Raw genomic sequence first — 14,045 nt, forward strand, 5'->3', positions numbered from 1 at the left:
CTTCCCTTTCATTTATTATCAAACTTTCCTATTTTACCATAGAAATCCCTATTTACATCTCAAATGGAATTGCTATAGATTATTCTTGGAGAAGTTATAAGATATCTAGCGGGCAAGATGGCGAAGTCTATACGGAGGTTCCTTGTCGTACTGACAGGCGAGTGCGCCGTCCTGATGTAGCTTATCTGACTCCTGAACTTGTTGCTCAATTTGGTGATGTTCCGACTTTGCCTCAAAGTCCGCCCTTAATTGCTGAAATAGTTTCTCCTACTGATATTGCAGAAGAGATTTTTCTTAAAGCACAAGAGTATTTAGATTCTGGTTGTCTGGAAGTTTGGATAATTTTTCCAGAAAGTCGCTGGATAATGATAATGACTCAAACTCAAAAGTTAACCTTTAACCAGGGTTTTACCATCAGCACTCAGTTAGTGCTAGCGGGTTTTAGTGTTGCTGTTGAGGAGTTGTTGGCTTGAAGGCAAAAATTAGTTACGTATAAGTGCTTTCTGGCCGAGCTCGCCCGTGATCCTCGTGATAATTTGTGAATAAGTCATTGACAAAATGCCATTCGCCCCAGGCAATTAATAAAAATTTTTAGCAATAAAAAGTGCAGTTGTAAAGTTGCACAAAATCACCAAGAGCGGTAAAATACTCATTGCTTTGTTTGCAAATTTACCGTAAATTCCAATTGGGAATTAAAACCAATCATTGAAATATGTCTAAGACTTACACTGTTGAATTGATCCACCAAGGCTCTACCTATACCGTAGAAGTGCCCGAAGATAAACAAATTCTGCAGGTTGCCAACGCTGCGGGCATTGATCTGCCTAACTCCTGCAATGCGGGGGTTTGTACTACTTGCGCTGCTAAAGTTATTGAGGGTGAAGTGGAGCAAGTTGATTGCATGGGCGTCAGTCCCGAACTTCAGGCAGAAGGTTATGTGTTGCTGTGCATTGCTTATCCCCGATCGAACTTGAAGATAGAAACCGAAAAAGAAGACATTGTGTACGATCGCCAATTCGGTAAATCCTAGGACTAAGCTAAAATTGAGCTAAGTACCGATCACAGTAAAACCACTATGGATCGCCCGATGACTACCCATTTCATTTCCGCAGAAGTTGACCTCCACGATACCGCCGAAGAATTGCACTCGGCGATTGAAATTGAACTGCAAAAGCACGGCGAACCCCTGCGGTGGGCAGTCACAGACGTGGATGTCGATCGGCAAAAGGCTGTGGTAGAAGGCTACGTGCTCGTGGAAGCATCCCCCGCAACAGTGTGAACCGGCGCCCTTTAACAGTGGTTTTGATAGTCCCCACAGGCGTTGGAGCCTCGCTCGGGGGCTTTGCAGGAGATGCGCTGCCCGTGGCTAGGGCGATCGCCCAAATTTCAGACACCCTGATCACTCATCCCAACGTCCTCAACGGCGCTCAACTTTATTGGCCGATACCTAACGCTCTCTACGTTGAAGGTTACGCCCTTGACAAATTTGCTGCCGGATGCTGGGGACTGCAACCAGTACATCAAAATCGCATCGGCTTAATCCTAGATTCCGCGATCGAACCAGACTTGCAGTTGCGGCACTTGCAAGCGGCTGATGCTGCTAGAGCTACATTGGGTTTGAATATAACCGATTGTGTTTTAACCGATCGCCCTCTGCAAGTAGAATTGCGTATTTCTGAATCAGGGGCATCTTGGGGGACGATCGGCAATCCCGACAGTTTATTGCGCGCTGCAGAAAAATTAATCACACAAGCAAGAGTAGAGGCGATCGCAGTTGTGGCCAGATTTCCCGACGATGAAGGCAGCCTCGCCCTCGAAAACTACCGCCGCGGCAAAGGAGTTGACCCCCTCGCCGGCGCGGAAGCTGTCATCAGCCACCTCGTCGTCAGGACGTTTAAAATCCCCTGCGCCCACGCCCCCGCGTTGTCTGCGCTTCCCCTCGATCCGCACCTGTCCCCGCGATCGGCTGCTGAGGAAATCGGCTATACTTTCCTACCTTGCGTGCTTGCCGGCCTCAGCAAAGCTCCCCAATTGGTAGCGCCAGAAAGCCAGCAGCACAATCAATTATCAATTACCGCCGATCGAGTCGATGCGGTAGTGATACCCGCCACAGCCTGCGGTGGCAGTGCTATTCTGAGTTTGAGTGCGCGATCGTCCGTACAAATCATCGCTGTCGGCGACAACAAAACCCAGATGCAGGCGACTCCAGAAAAACTGGGAATCAAAGCTTTGCAGGTAAACTCATATTTAGAGGCGATCGGAGTTTTGGTCGCTTTGCGAGCCGGCATCAGTCCAGCTTCCTTGGGTGCAGACATCTCCTCCCTGCGTTGTTTGTCTGACTCAACAAAACAAATCTAAAATCTCAAACCTCAAATCTAAAAGTGATTAAGTGGCAGAAAAAATTCCCGAAAATCCTGAAATTGAACCCTTGACGCGCACCCAAGTTTTAGTAGCAATGGGCGTGACAGCAATTATGTTGCTGGCGGTAGCTAAATTGTGGTTGCTATTTGGATCGGTATCGCTTTTGCCAGTCAAATTAATAGGAATCGACTTGCTCAAAGGATGTGCGATCGGACTGGCAATTACAGGCGGAAGTGCGATCGTTTATCACCTCTGGCCGGGTTATCGCCGGAGTGCAGACGTTTACTTGGAAGTAGTGCTCAAACCTTTGTTTTGGCCGGATTTAATTTGGCTGGGACTGCTGCCGGGACTTAGCGAAGAATTGCTATTTCGAGGCGTGATGCTGTCTGCTTTGGGATTGAATGTTACCGGTTTAGTTTTATCGAGTTTTTGTTTCGGCATTCTGCACTTGGGAGGCATGGATCAGTGGCCTTATGCTGTTTGGGCAACGGCTGTCGGATTGCTGTTGGGTTACAGCGTTTTAGCTACTGGGAATTTGTTAGTGCCAATTACCGCTCATATCTGTACGAATTTGATTTCTAGCTGTGTCTGGAAGTGGGAACACAATGCGGTGAAGCGGTAGATCTATCGCACTACAATATTGAGGTCGGGGCGGGTTCACGCGTATCTCTGCTTAATAACCAAAGTATTTTTAAACCCGCCCCCACCCAGCGACAAAATTTTATTAGGATCACACTTACCGGACACGAGATTTGAAAACTTTATTAAGGTAGTTGATAACTGCTCGCTCGCACAATCAATTCACCTTGACTGAGGTCGCGGCTGAATATAAAAGCTCCTTCTTTAGTTTCGCCGTTTGATAAAAAATCAATTTGCTGGTGGCCGGATTCCAAGACTTCACCGTTGACACGCAATTCGGCAATAATTTGCACTGATTCTGCCGTTTCGCCGCCCGTGTTAGTAACTGTAAACGGCACGTAAAATTGCCCTTGAGTTTCGCGAATAGGCGTGTTGCGAGTGACCGAAATAATCGGAGGTTCCTGCTTTTTAGCCAGCCAGTTGTAGAGTACGAGTCCGGTGAGGGTAAAAAGGATGAAGCAGGCGATCGCAAATGTCGCCCATTCAGCAAAAGTTCTTTTTGGTTGCTGTTCGTTATTACTTTCACTCATACCGCCAACCTCCCCGCCGCGCCGCCAATAGTCGCCGGCAATCCTAATACTAACGTATAGCTCAACCAAATCGACCACGGGTCGTCAAAACTCAGTTTTTGGAAGAAAAACATCATAAATGCAGAAGCCGCCAACGACACTAAATATGCCATGACAGTTTCGCTGAGGGGACGCTGAAAAATCCCTTGCTGCTGCTGCCGTTTGGCTTGATAAGTAAAGCCTGCTACAAATACAATACCGTAGGAAATTAGCAGCGAAGCAGCGATAATTGCTAATTGCCAAGGTGGCGAAATACCCGCCGCTAGCATGGGAATTTCGTCAGTTGGGGCAATGTTGAAAGCAATGATCATCGCGCCGATTAAAGTAGCGCCGATATCTGCTACAGTTGGATTGATTGTAGGTTCCTTTTCGCTGTCTGAACTTTGATAGCGATCGCCGCTCAAGAAACCGCTTGCCAGGGCAACTCCCAAGGAAAACGGCAGGCCTTCAAAGATGATTTTCCCCAAAGTTTCTTGCAGCGGAGTCTCCGGCGTAATTTCCCTGAGCAAAAATAGGACAAAAGTCGCGCAGACAATGCCGATGGCGATCGCTTCTACGGTATCGATTGCAGCATCTAGCCAGCGGATGTCCTTAGTTTTGCGAAAACCTTCAGTGCGAGTCAGCAAGAAAACCACGATAAAAGTAGTTGCGATCGCGATCGACATTTCCGCTGGTGTAGTATAGGAACCGATCCACCAAACCTCCATCGTATAAAGTAGGGGAGTACCGAACAAAAAGCCGCCCGATGCACCTCGAATGATGTCGTATAGTTCATTTGACCACTGATTTTTACGTCTTTTTGATTTTTTCATTTTTGATGGAAAACGCACCTCAAAAAAGGCGATCTCTAATTTGACATATTTCAAGTGTTATCGTCGATAGCATCTGCACTCAACTTTGTGCGTAAGCTACTAAAAATTCCTCTCTATAAATTTCCACCTCAGTAAAAATTGCTCTCCGTGTCCCTGATTTTATTTGATCGTGGTTAGGCATTACTAACGGAGTCTACGTGCCATCCTAATTCTATCGCACTATCACAATATGTTCGCGTTGTCTAATAATCCGAAAACGCAACAACTAAAATGTTCGGATGGCTCGTCTTTTAGAAGCATCGACAGGAAAAATTGACATTAAATAGCGACCTCTGCTTCTACTAAAAAAGTCTCGATCGCAGGTGATTCGTTTTCCATTGTTTCTTTGTCAAATACTTTGATGTAGCAGCGAATAGCTGACTTGACTTCAGCTAAGGCTTCTTCATAGGTGTCACCTTCACCAACTACGGCACCTTTGATACCAAGGAGATAGGCTACATAACCCTCGGAATGTTTTTCAGTGAGGATTTTAAATTGTTTCATCTTCGCCTATTTATTTTTAAACTAACTTAATTCACCACAGCCGCGCGATCGCATAAGCATCAAAAATAGCATCAACGGTCAAAATCGGTATCTGTTCCGCCATAGATTGTGCAATTATCAGCCTGTCAAAGGGGTCACGGTGATGCAAAGGCAGTGAAGCCACAACCTCAATGTGGCCAAAAGTTATTTCCAGTATATCAATTTTATTAACTGCGATCTGCTGCTTGATAAACTCCATAAAAGGCATACTAAAATTTAGCCTGCCTATACTATGTTTGATAGCCATTTCCCAGACGCTAGCTGTATTGAGGAGAAGATCGTTCTCTCCGTTATCAATTAGCGCTCGCCCTGTGGCGGTGAGTCTCGAACTGTCTGTCGTATACCAAATAAAGGCATGAGTGTCCAACAACAACCTCATGACCTGTACTCCTTAAACTCTTCTAGCGGTTCGTCAAAATCATCGGACATCCAAACCATTCCTTTGGCACTTCCTGCTTGCCGATTGGGTTTAGCTTGTTTGGGAATTACTACCAATTTTATAACAGGCTGGTTATCTTGAGTAATCGCCACTTCTTCGCCTCTGATCGCCGCTGCGATTAATTCCAGAAGCTTTTCTTTAGCCTCAATAATGCCTACTTGATACATAATTCCTGCCTCCTTACTATTATCAATTTCCCACATCACCATTCTCAGTCAATTAAACAAATCATCTTCGTCCAAATCAACAGACTGCAACTCCATATCAACCGACTGCAACTGAGCCGGTGTAGCAGGAATCGCCGCAATAATTGCATCGATTACCTTCGCCACCGGAATAATCTCCATCCCTAACTCTGGTACGGGTTGATTCTTAGGAATAATCGCCCTTTTGAAACCCAATTTTGCCGCCTCCCTCAGCCGCAACTCTAATTGGGAAACCGGCCGTACCTGTCCACCCAAACCCACTTCCCCAAGCAAAACAGTGCGCGCATCAACCACCCGATCGCGAAAACTGGCCACAACGGCGATCGCAACTGCCAAATCCGCGGCCGGTTCGTCCACCTTCAACCCGCCCACCGTCGCCAAAATCACATCTAATTTAGATAAAGGAATCCCCACCCTTTTCTCTAAAACAGCTAAAATTTGCTGCAATCTAGCATTGTCCACACCAGTAGTAGTACGGCGCGGCGAACCGAAACTTGCAGGGCTGACTAACGCCTGAATTTCCACTAAAATCGGTCGAGTTCCTTCGCAAGTAACAGTCGTAGAAGTACCGGGAGAAAATTCATCTCTATTCCCTAAAAACAACTCCGACGGATTATCTACTTCTCGCAAACCGTTGGCTACCATTTCAAAAACACCGATTTCGTGAGTAGCGCCAAAACGGTTTTTCATCGATCGCAAAAGTCGATGAGAAGCAAAGCGATCGCCCTCAAAATACAGTACAGTATCTACCAAATGTTCCAAAACCCTCGGCCCCGCCAAAGCTCCATCTTTCGTAACGTGACCGACAATAAATAAAGTAATATTTTCCCTTTTCGCTACCTGCATCAAAGCCGAAGTACATTCCCGCACCTGAGCCACCGAACCCGGAGCCGATGTTAAACTAGCAAAATAAATAGTTTGGATACTGTCAATCACCGCCACATTCGGTTTCAGCGCTTCCAACTCCCGCAAAACAACTTCTAAATCAGTCTCTGGAAGCAAATAGAAATTCTCCGCTGAATTGTCCTCGGAATCCTTTTTCGCTTCCCCGTTACTGCCAGATTTATGTCCGCCGTTGCTTGACAAATCAACTGGATTAGCCACGCCCAAACGCTGCGATCGCAACTTCACCTGCTGGCCCGACTCCTCCGCACTGACATACAGTATCCGATCCTTGCGGGACAACATATTCGCCACCTGCAACAGCAGCGTCGATTTCCCGATTCCCGGTTCCCCCCCAATCAACACCAGCGATCCCGGAACAATCCCGCCTCCCAAAACTCGATCGAGCTCCCCGTAACCAGAAGGCCAGCGAGACTGAGTTTGGTCGGAAATCTGCGATAATCTGAAAGATACCCTTGGTTGACCCTTCGACTTATCAGGGGGCGAACCGCCCACTGTCTTAGTTGTCACCCCAGTTAAACCAGCCCGCGACACAGCAGCAGTAGGTTGCTCTAACTGCTCGTCAAAAGAATCCCACTTCTGACAGCTAGGACATCTGCCAAAATATTGTGGTGAATCATAGCCGCATTCCCGACAAATATATTGTATTCGAGGCTTAGGCATTGTTTTATGATAAATAGTCACCCTTAAAATTTGGAAAAGTCTGAGTTAAAGCAATTATCAAGCTTTCAGACCGATCGCCGCCCATGATTCAATTTGTGTCCTCTATGATAGGGTACAAAAAATTAACATTATCTGAAATGTAACTTAAGGAGTGCTCGGTAACTTGGAAAACCATAAAGAAAAAATTCTGGTAGTCGATGACGAAGCCAGTATCCGCCGCATTCTGGAGACTCGCCTTTCCATGATTGGCTACGATGTCGTCACCGCTGCTGACGGCGAAGAAGCTCTCGAAACATTTCGCAATACCGAACCAGACTTAGTGGTTTTGGACGTGATGATGCCGAAGCTAGACGGTTACGGCGTCTGTCAGGAGTTGCGAAAGGAATCCGACGTGCCCATCATCATGCTAACTGCTTTGGGAGACGTAGCCGATCGCATCACCGGTTTAGAATTGGGAGCCGACGATTACGTCGTCAAACCTTTCTCTCCCAAAGAACTCGAAGCCCGCATCCGTTCGGTACTGCGGAGGGTTGACAAAAACGGAGCATCGGGCATTCCCAGCTCTGGAGTCATCCACGTCACCAATATTAGGATTGACACCAACAAGCGCCAAGTTTACAAAGGCGACGAACGAATTCGCCTCACGGGCATGGAATTCAGCCTGTTAGAACTGCTTGTCAGCCGTTCTGGAGAACCTTTTTCGCGATCGGAAATTTTGCAGGAAGTCTGGGGATACACGCCAGAACGCCACGTAGACACCCGCGTAGTGGACGTTCACATCTCGCGGCTTAGGGCAAAGTTGGAAGACGATCCCAGCAATCCCGAATTAATTCTTACCGCCCGCGGCACCGGCTATCTCTTCCAGCGAATTGTCGAAATTGGGGAAGTAGGATAAAGTCAGTTGGCAGTTGGCAGTTGGCAGTTGGCATTAGTTAAAATACCAACTACCAATTACCAATGACGGTTGAGTGTTGAGTGTTGAGTGTTGACTAATGACTAATGACTAATGACTGTGGACTAATGACTAATGACTAATGACTAAATCTGATCCCAATAAAGTTTTGCGGCAATTGCCCTTAGTTGCAGGTGGGTTAGCAGGTACGCTGCTAATGGTCAACCGCTTGCTGACAGAGCAAATCACAGATTCTCAAGCTCGATCGGACGCTTTGGGAGTAATTATCAGCGCTTTGCTGATTTTAACAGGTTTGCTGTGGCAGCAGGTGCAAGCGCGATCGCCCGATTCCGTAAAACTTATCGGCGAAGAAGGTTTTGAATTTGCGCCGGATTTGCCGGAGGCTGTGAAAATAGAATTAGCCTGGGCGTCGCGTTTGCTGTTGACAAATACCGCCACAAGGTCGATCGTAATTGTCTATCAGGGAAAAGTCCTATTGCGGCGCGGCATTTTAGGCATCAATCCCGAAGTCAAACCAGGGCCAATTTTGCAGCGAGTGCTCGACAAAAACAAACCAGTTTATTTAGTAAATCTCAATATTTATCCCGGCAAAATTGAATTTGACTATTTGCCAGAAAATACTCAAGGAGTCATCTGTCAGCCGATCGGCACCCAAGGCGTTTTAATCTTAGGTGCTAACGCGCCCCGCAGCTACACCAAACAAGATGAAAACTGGGTTGAAGGGATTGCCGACAAACTAGAAAATACCATCAATCGATTTGAGATTTGAGATTTGAGTTTGAGATTTTGGGGTGCGCTGCAGCGCACCTTACTCCTAAACAACGCTCTCCGGGTGCGCTGCAGCGCACCTTACCCACTCAAAACTGAAAATTTAAAACTACTAGCGAGCCCAGTCAGTACCGCGCCACAGCGTAAAAAACAAAACACTAGAAATCAGCGCGCCCAGCAGCCACTTAATAGCATTTTTAAATAACCCCACGCGCTGATTTGACTGAACCGCAGCACTTTGCGTCTGTAACCGTTCCTTAGCCGGAGTAATTCTCGAAAGAATTTGCTCTTTCAATTGCTGTGGGTTTTGCGTATCCGCTTGTACCCCCAGACGGGTAAGTTCCGCCGCCAAAGTCCTTAAATCTTCAGGACTACCCTTCTTTAGCCGATCTTCCACCTGCTGCAACTGAGCTAATTGTTGGTTTGCTTGAGTAGTAATTTGCTGGTTGTTTTGGTTGTTGACGTAGATAGTGCCAAAAATTCCCAAAGGCAGCATCAACAGAAAAACCAGACCTAGCAGCAGACAAACCCAAGACAAAACCTTCAAAAAAAGGTCTTCCAAACCTCTGCGGTCGTACCCTTCTCCAAAAAATATTAGCGCCATTGCCAGTAAAGGAACGGGCACCCGTTCCACTACTGCCCCAATCGTCTGCAATTCCCAGAGGCGATTGCCAAAATTTGCTGGTATAAGAACTGCAATCGTATCTAATACAGACAAAATTAATAGACCGTAGCCAATCCAACGCAGTCTGTAGATAGAAAAACCTTGCTCGCCTTGTACGTCATTCATAAAATAATCAGAATTGTTGTTAAGAAAGATCTCTCTTGACCCCGCCCAAAAACGGGTTCAAGCCCCCGACTCCTGTCGTGGAGAGTCAAAAATTTTAGACTGTTGTTTAAGCTTCCAGATTCATCTGTGGAGTAAATCTAAAATCTAAAATCTAACATCTACTGACTCGACTCAAGGCTCTGGAAATCGCGGTTGCCACCACCCATACCAAGAAACCCAAGCATTCTCTAGAATTTTTTTGGCATCTTCAGGAGTTGTTTTATCCAAAGGCACAGACATCTGAGTCCACAAACAGCGTCGGTCTTGAATATTTCCCCTACCCAACAACCAAAACAGAATGCGGTTCGGGTGCCAATCGCGAGTATTTCGATTATATCTAAACTGTTGGGAAGTGACTGTAGCACCGCCGCGAGGATTGATACACGAACTCAAATACATTCGATTTGGCTGTTGCAAAATCCCGTGAAACCCGGCGCCTTGAGTGCTTGCTAATGCTAGTTTACCAGGAGACGACTTGAGAACTGTATGTCCTTTCATCATACCTTCCACTTGCCCAATGGTGTCTACCGCATAGCGCATCTCTATTTCGAGAGCCATGCTATTTTTTTGATATTCATATTTCCTGGCAGCTTTGAATTCTGAATTGCCGCTAATTTTCAGCGGCGCGCTCTTCTGCATTTTCCAATCGGCTAGAGGCACCGACTCGGGAAACTCAAACGGGGTGGCCAGAGTCTTGCCGTCCGATGGATAGAAAACCACTTTTCCGGCAACCAACAAAACCCCTCCCAAAGTCACAGCCATGAGGGAAAGCCTAACTGGTTTCCAAGAGGTAATAGCCATTAGCAATTCTGTTTTTCCTTATTTAGGGGTTGGTCTTTTAAAATGGCAAACCAGCAGAATAACCCGAAAATAAATACAGCAATCATCGAAAAGATTACCGAACCACTTCCTTCGTGCCAGTATTTAAATGCTTCGGTTTGAGATAGCGATACCAGCACGGCCAGGATACCAACCCGCGCGGCATTCACTACAAATGCAGTAATTATTGCGACGAATGGCAATACAATTTTCTGACTCGTAGTGGTAGGAAACATCAGTAAGAAAACCAGAGCTAGTCCTAACAATTGTAGCATCGCATTCACCCCGGAACAGCCGTGATTCACTTCCACGCTGCCCTTTTCCAGGATTAGAAAAACGTCTTTCTGAACAACTTCAAATCCTATATAATGCAGGATGAAAGCTGAAAATTTTGCTGTTAATTTGGGGACATCAACCAAGACTCCGATCAATCCGGGAGGAATAGCTGTATAGGCAAGAATTAGAAGTTCCTGCCAATATTGTTTCAGTCCTTTTGTGCCAGAAGCCAGCAATGCGAGACTGATTGCAGACAAAAAAGGCGTTGCTCTGATAAAAAAGTCGTATCCCAATATCGACGAACTTTTGAGCAATATTAAAGCAATTAACGATGATCCCAAGAAGCTGGCGAAAACTCCGCTTTCAAAATTTAAGGATTCGTGCTTTTCCCAAATGAGGAATGCCACGACTCCCCAAAACAGTAACATTGTGCCGAACAGGTCAGTGTCGTTTGTTCTAGAAGTCAGAGTTAGGTGCAGGGCAATCAAACCGGAGGCGATGCCTAACAGCCAGTATTTAGGTTCTTGGACGTGCTTGAGCCAGTTGATTTCAGTCATTGCTACTTTCTGTTTTTAGTAAAAGCTTCTAAAGCGCTTACTCAATCTGGTAACTCTATACAAATTATCCGCCACAAACACTTGAATTTATGCCTTTGGGATGATTGTTAAGTAAATCTTCACAAAAGTTGACAAAAGTAAATGCTTGTGATTATCATCTCCACCTAATTAAATCTGAAGTTAGGCGTAAAGACCAAAGAAAGCAGATTTTTCAACTCTGAGCGATCGCACTCCACGAAAGATTTTATTCCCTCAAACCCGGTTTCTGCGCCTAGAGTTTAAATGTAAAGCTTGAAGGCAAGACAGAAAGCTTTCTTGGACGCACTCTTGAGCTTGAAAACCAGTTTTTTATCGGTGCTGGTTTTTGGTAGGCCGTGCGTCCAAGAGTAGATTAATTAGAGTAGACTTTCCGGTAGTAAGTTTGATATTCCTCCGAAAGCAGGGGTTCCCACCACTCCCGATGGGCTAAGTACCATTCTACAGTCTGCCGCAAACCTTCTTCAACTGTTACTGAGGGAGTCCAACCTAACTCAGTTTGAATTTTGGTGGCATCAATAGCATAACGCCGATCGTGCCCGGCTCTGTCTTTGACAAATGTAATCAATTGTTCGCAAGGACGGGCGGGTAAATCAGAAGCTAATTCGTCCATTAGCTGGCACAGCATTTTTACTAAATCGAGATTTTTTACCTCGTTGTTGCCGCCAACATTGTAGGTTTCCCCAGGCTGACCGCGGTGAATAACGGCATCTAAAGCGCGGCAGTGGTCGAGAACGTAAAGCCAATCTCGCACGTTTTGACCGTCGCCGTAAACTGGCAGCGGTTTGCCCAATAGCATATTGATGCACATTAATGGAATGAGCTTTTCTGGGAAGTGATAGGGGCCGTAATTGTTGGAACAGTTGGTGATAATTGTCGGGACGCCGTAGGTGTGGAAATAGGCGCGGGCAAGGTGGTCACTGCCAGCTTTGGAGGCTGAGTAGGGACTGTTGGGCGAGTAGGCAGTTGTTTCTGTGAAGGCTGGGTCATCGGGGCCGAGACTGCCGTAAACTTCGTCGGTAGAAACGTGGAGGAAGCGCATTTGTGCTTTGAGAGATGCCTCATCAATTGCTTCAAAATGCTTGCGGAAGGCTTCTAAAAGTGTGAAGGTTCCGACAACGTTTGTTTGAACAAAGGCTGCGGGCCCGATAATTGACCTGTCAACGTGGGATTCTGCGGCAAAGTGGGCGACTGTGTTGATGTTTTCTTCTTTGAGCAAGGTATCGACTAGAGTACGATCGCAAATATCCCCCTGCACAAACCGAAAATTTTCGCCTCCTTCCAAAGTTGCCAGGGTTTGTCGGTTTCCGGCGTAGGTTAAAGCGTCGAGTACGACTACTCGATCGCCCGGATAGCTGCTGCACCAGTGATGCACAAAATTCGAGCCGATAAATCCAGCCCCACCCGTCACCAACAATCGGCGAGGGGCTCGCTCAATGCCTTGAGTCGCGTTGTCTGTCATAAAAATAAGAGTTATTCCAATAACTAAGCCTTTACAAAAGTAGCCTTAAAAGTAGTTTGTCACCAAGTGTTTGCGGCCATGTAACTAAATTTTCTACAATCTCACCTCAGATTTTCTAATTTGGGCGCGATCGAAGTATTGGTTCACAAAACTTGGACTTCTACCGACCTGTTAGCCCAAACGCTTACAGAGCAAGCATTGCAAATTTTTAAGCTGGCAAATTTAAATTTGAATTGCGTGAGGCTATAGTTGATATTTGCGATCGATCCTCGATATGGGCGGCGCGCAGAGTTGATACATTTGTAAAGAGCTGTTACCATTAATTTTTTAATTATCCTTTACAATCTCCAGAGCACCATGAAGAAGTTTCAAGTGTTAGCTGGCATTGCTTCCGTCGTCGCGATCGCAAGCAGCATCGCCATAGGTGACGCTGCATCTGCTTTCCCCTGTTCTTACAGCAAATCTGGGGCGGCTAAATCTGGTTCTGCGACAACGATCCTAGGTTCCGGCGGCTCGGAGCGGATGAATCCGTGGAAATCTTACAAAACAGCAGCTCTCGGTTTCCTCGGTTTGGCGGGAGTTTTGGGTGGCGGAGCGGCCTACATGAGCTACCGCGCCGGCAAGCGCGCTTCTGCTGCTTGCGCTGCGATGACCGATAATTTTGAAGTTTTTGAAGAGTCGGCTCCGATCGCAGATGCAGGTGTTTCTGGACACATGGAAGTTCCTGCCTTGCTCGATTTGGCGCCGGCGGGTGCTGTAGCTGAGTCAGCAGATGCGGTTGCAGCCGTTCGCGAACACCCGGAAGCTCCGGGTGGTGAGCTGGATTTACCAGTTTCGCCAGTTGCTGAGTTGAGTTCTGAAATTGCGATTGAACAAGTCCAAAGCGCGATCGTCAAATAGTTATCTCAAACCAACGTATTCGCTTAGCGCACCTCCAATCTTTCAAGATTGGAGGTTTTTTGAGTCGAAATTATCTACCCCTACAATTTCCTGTCATGGCGATCGCGAAGCACTGCAAACAATAGACAGATGAATCGATAGCACACAATATTATATTCCGGCTAAGCAAATGAGCGCTGAATTAATATTAATTAAAAAAACTCTTGCTACCATCATCAATCTCATACTAATTATTAACTGTAGTTTAGACTAAATAAAGATGAGAAAGGTGGCTTCAGAAGAACTAGAGCCACCGCGCTGGGAGAGAATAA

Annotated in this window: 18 protein-coding genes; 8 read left to right on the forward strand and 10 right to left on the reverse strand. The window is 46.3% G+C overall.

What is annotated here, in order from left to right; genetic code table 11:
* The 5 genes from QUB33_RS27105 to QUB33_RS27125 all read left to right on the forward strand — a co-directional run.
* A partial coding sequence (locus QUB33_RS27105) for a Uma2 family endonuclease (protein WP_333356952.1) occupies positions 1–473 on the forward strand: 473 nt, incomplete at its 5' end.
* Between the two features lie 239 nt (positions 474–712).
* Positions 713–1,030 (forward strand): 2Fe-2S iron-sulfur cluster-binding protein, encoded by a 318-nt coding sequence (locus QUB33_RS27110; protein ID WP_190740251.1) that lies wholly within the window; start codon positions 713–715, stop codon positions 1,028–1,030.
* A 57-nt stretch (positions 1,031–1,087) separates the two neighbouring features.
* Positions 1,088–1,279 (forward strand): hypothetical protein, encoded by a 192-nt coding sequence (locus QUB33_RS27115; protein WP_333127563.1) that lies wholly within the window; start codon positions 1,088–1,090, stop codon positions 1,277–1,279.
* Positions 1,276–2,358, forward strand: a complete 1,083-nt coding sequence (locus QUB33_RS27120; protein WP_333356955.1) for a DUF3326 domain-containing protein — start codon at positions 1,276–1,278, stop codon at positions 2,356–2,358. Before QUB33_RS27115 ends, QUB33_RS27120 begins: the two co-directional genes overlap by 4 nt.
* Before the next feature lie 31 nt (positions 2,359–2,389).
* The gene (locus QUB33_RS27125) at positions 2,390–2,983 is read left to right on the forward strand and encodes a CPBP family intramembrane glutamic endopeptidase (protein ID WP_333356958.1); all 594 of its coding nucleotides are present in this window, start codon (positions 2,390–2,392) and stop codon (positions 2,981–2,983) included.
* A 142-nt stretch (positions 2,984–3,125) separates the two neighbouring features.
* Here QUB33_RS27125 and QUB33_RS27130 read toward each other — a convergent pair whose 3' ends face one another.
* From QUB33_RS27130 to radA, 6 genes are all read right to left on the reverse strand, one after another.
* Positions 3,126–3,530 carry a TIGR02588 family protein gene (locus QUB33_RS27130; protein ID WP_333356961.1) on the reverse strand — a complete coding sequence of 135 codons (405 nt, stop codon included), beginning with the start codon at positions 3,528–3,530 and terminating at the stop codon, positions 3,126–3,128.
* A complete protein-coding gene (locus QUB33_RS27135; RefSeq protein ID WP_333356964.1) occupies positions 3,527–4,381 on the reverse strand; it encodes a TIGR02587 family membrane protein in 855 nt (284 codons plus the stop codon). The genes QUB33_RS27130 and QUB33_RS27135 overlap by 4 nt, the downstream gene beginning before the upstream one ends.
* Positions 4,382–4,699: 318 nt before the next feature.
* Positions 4,700–4,924 carry a hypothetical protein gene (locus QUB33_RS27140; protein WP_333356967.1) on the reverse strand — a complete coding sequence of 75 codons (225 nt, stop codon included), beginning with the start codon at positions 4,922–4,924 and terminating at the stop codon, positions 4,700–4,702.
* Positions 4,925–4,955: 31 nt separating this feature from the next.
* Complete coding sequence (locus QUB33_RS27145; protein WP_333356970.1) at positions 4,956–5,342, reverse strand: type II toxin-antitoxin system VapC family toxin; 387 nt, start codon at positions 5,340–5,342, stop codon at positions 4,956–4,958.
* Positions 5,339–5,569, reverse strand: coding sequence for a DUF2281 domain-containing protein (locus tag QUB33_RS27150; RefSeq protein ID WP_333356973.1), 231 nt, complete (start codon positions 5,567–5,569; stop codon positions 5,339–5,341). The genes QUB33_RS27145 and QUB33_RS27150 overlap by 4 nt, the downstream gene beginning before the upstream one ends.
* Positions 5,570–5,617: 48 nt before the next feature.
* A complete protein-coding gene (radA, locus tag QUB33_RS27155; RefSeq protein WP_333356977.1) occupies positions 5,618–7,174 on the reverse strand; it encodes a DNA repair protein RadA in 1,557 nt (518 codons plus the stop codon).
* A 163-nt stretch (positions 7,175–7,337) separates the two neighbouring features.
* On the opposite strand from radA, the gene rpaB reads away from it, so the two are divergent.
* On the forward strand, positions 7,338–8,069 hold the full coding sequence (gene rpaB, locus QUB33_RS27160; RefSeq protein WP_071587789.1) for a response regulator transcription factor RpaB: 732 nt from the start codon (positions 7,338–7,340) through the stop codon (positions 8,067–8,069).
* 139 nt (positions 8,070–8,208) lie between these two features.
* Complete coding sequence (locus QUB33_RS27165; protein WP_333356981.1) at positions 8,209–8,856, forward strand: cofactor assembly of complex C subunit B; 648 nt, start codon at positions 8,209–8,211, stop codon at positions 8,854–8,856.
* A gap of 111 nt (positions 8,857–8,967) precedes the next feature.
* Here QUB33_RS27165 and hpsJ-A read toward each other — a convergent pair whose 3' ends face one another.
* The 4 genes from hpsJ-A to rfbB form a co-directional block, all read right to left on the reverse strand.
* Positions 8,968–9,645 (reverse strand): HpsJ-like protein, cyanoexosortase A-associated, encoded by a 678-nt coding sequence (hpsJ-A, locus tag QUB33_RS27170; protein ID WP_333356984.1) that lies wholly within the window; start codon positions 9,643–9,645, stop codon positions 8,968–8,970.
* 171 nt (positions 9,646–9,816) lie between these two features.
* Complete coding sequence (locus QUB33_RS27175; RefSeq protein WP_333356987.1) at positions 9,817–10,485, reverse strand: cyanoexosortase A system-associated protein; 669 nt, start codon at positions 10,483–10,485, stop codon at positions 9,817–9,819.
* On the reverse strand, positions 10,485–11,336 hold the full coding sequence (crtA, locus tag QUB33_RS27180; RefSeq protein ID WP_333356990.1) for a cyanoexosortase A: 852 nt from the start codon (positions 11,334–11,336) through the stop codon (positions 10,485–10,487). Before crtA ends, QUB33_RS27175 begins: the two co-directional genes overlap by 1 nt.
* A gap of 391 nt (positions 11,337–11,727) precedes the next feature.
* The gene (gene rfbB / locus QUB33_RS27185) at positions 11,728–12,834 is read right to left on the reverse strand and encodes a dTDP-glucose 4,6-dehydratase (RefSeq protein ID WP_333356993.1); all 1,107 of its coding nucleotides are present in this window, start codon (positions 12,832–12,834) and stop codon (positions 11,728–11,730) included.
* Between the two features lie 357 nt (positions 12,835–13,191).
* Here rfbB and QUB33_RS27190 point away from each other — a divergent pair, with 357 nt between their 5' ends.
* The gene (locus tag QUB33_RS27190) at positions 13,192–13,734 is read left to right on the forward strand and encodes a hypothetical protein (protein WP_333356996.1); all 543 of its coding nucleotides are present in this window, start codon (positions 13,192–13,194) and stop codon (positions 13,732–13,734) included.
* The last annotated feature ends 311 nt before the right edge of the window (positions 13,735–14,045 follow it).

Origin of the sequence: Microcoleus sp. B3-A4, from assembly GCF_036705385.1 — a bacterium.
In the GTDB taxonomy this organism is placed as follows: domain Bacteria; phylum Cyanobacteriota; class Cyanobacteriia; order Cyanobacteriales; family Microcoleaceae; genus Microcoleus.

Excerpts from the sequence above, each read along its gene's own strand:
- QUB33_RS27110 (WP_190740251.1), top strand. The coding sequence starts at position 713 with ATGTCTAAGACTTACACTGTTGAATTGATCCACCAAGGCTCTACCTAT.
- QUB33_RS27115 (WP_333127563.1), top strand. The coding sequence starts at position 1,088 with ATGACTACCCATTTCATTTCCGCAGAAGTTGACCTCCACGATACCGCC.
- QUB33_RS27130 (WP_333356961.1), bottom strand. The coding sequence starts at position 3,530 with ATGAGTGAAAGTAATAACGAACAGCAACCAAAAAGAACTTTTGCTGAA.
- QUB33_RS27135 (WP_333356964.1), bottom strand. The coding sequence starts at position 4,381 with ATGAAAAAATCAAAAAGACGTAAAAATCAGTGGTCAAATGAACTATAC.
- QUB33_RS27140 (WP_333356967.1), bottom strand. The coding sequence starts at position 4,924 with ATGAAACAATTTAAAATCCTCACTGAAAAACATTCCGAGGGTTATGTA.
- QUB33_RS27145 (WP_333356970.1), bottom strand. The coding sequence starts at position 5,342 with ATGAGGTTGTTGTTGGACACTCATGCCTTTATTTGGTATACGACAGAC.
- QUB33_RS27150 (WP_333356973.1), bottom strand. The coding sequence starts at position 5,569 with ATGTATCAAGTAGGCATTATTGAGGCTAAAGAAAAGCTTCTGGAATTA.
- radA (WP_333356977.1), bottom strand. The coding sequence starts at position 7,174 with ATGCCTAAGCCTCGAATACAATATATTTGTCGGGAATGCGGCTATGAT.
- QUB33_RS27165 (WP_333356981.1), top strand. The coding sequence starts at position 8,209 with ATGACTAAATCTGATCCCAATAAAGTTTTGCGGCAATTGCCCTTAGTT.
- hpsJ-A (WP_333356984.1), bottom strand. The coding sequence starts at position 9,645 with ATGAATGACGTACAAGGCGAGCAAGGTTTTTCTATCTACAGACTGCGT.
- QUB33_RS27175 (WP_333356987.1), bottom strand. The coding sequence starts at position 10,485 with ATGGCTATTACCTCTTGGAAACCAGTTAGGCTTTCCCTCATGGCTGTG.
- crtA (WP_333356990.1), bottom strand. The coding sequence starts at position 11,336 with ATGACTGAAATCAACTGGCTCAAGCACGTCCAAGAACCTAAATACTGG.
- rfbB (WP_333356993.1), bottom strand. The coding sequence starts at position 12,834 with ATGACAGACAACGCGACTCAAGGCATTGAGCGAGCCCCTCGCCGATTG.
- QUB33_RS27190 (WP_333356996.1), top strand. The coding sequence starts at position 13,192 with ATGAAGAAGTTTCAAGTGTTAGCTGGCATTGCTTCCGTCGTCGCGATC.